The organism is Specibacter sp. RAF43, from assembly GCF_052114065.1.
In the GTDB taxonomy this organism is placed as follows: Bacteria; Actinomycetota; Actinomycetes; order Actinomycetales; family Micrococcaceae; genus Specibacter.
Genome location: NZ_JBFREA010000067.1, coordinates 1 through 556 on the forward strand (window position 1 = coordinate 1; position 556 = coordinate 556).

1 protein-coding gene is annotated in these 556 nt (G+C 27.0%); it reads right to left on the bottom strand.

The window, feature by feature from the left end; genetic code table 11:
• Positions 1–365: replication initiation protein (locus AB4Y80_RS16910; protein WP_442215497.1), on the bottom strand; the 365-nt coding region annotated here is incomplete at its 3' end.
• Positions 366–556: the final 191 nt, after the last annotated feature.

Genomic DNA, 556 nt, shown 5'->3' on the forward strand with positions numbered 1-556 from the left:
GGATTAACACTAATAGATAAACATTCTTCGGGATTAACACTAATAGATAAACATTCTTCGTCTAAATCTACTTTGTATGAAGTAAATAAAACAAATTTTTCAAAAGACCTATCATTACGCTCCACATATGTTAGATTCAACATTTTATCGTATACGTGCTCTAAATCATTAATAAAACGTTCTTGAGAACGTGTATAGTAGTTACTTAAATATTTTAATTCTTCAAAAGGAATAATTACTTTTCTCGTATCCTGTTCTTTAAGTTTATTGCATAATGTAAAAAATAAATCTACTTCAGTCATCTCAAAACGTCTTAATGGGACTAAATTCATCTCATTTCTATATACTACTGTTTCACCAGACATAAAAAACTCCTCTCTAAATATATAAGTGACTTAATTTACAAAATGTCCCTCTATAATAATGATTAAACGAATTATAACACCTATTATATAGATAATAAAGAATATAAGTGACTTAATTTACAAAATGTCCCTATTACCGTTACAAAATGTCCCTTTTACCGTTACAAAATGTCCCTTTTACTGTTACAAAA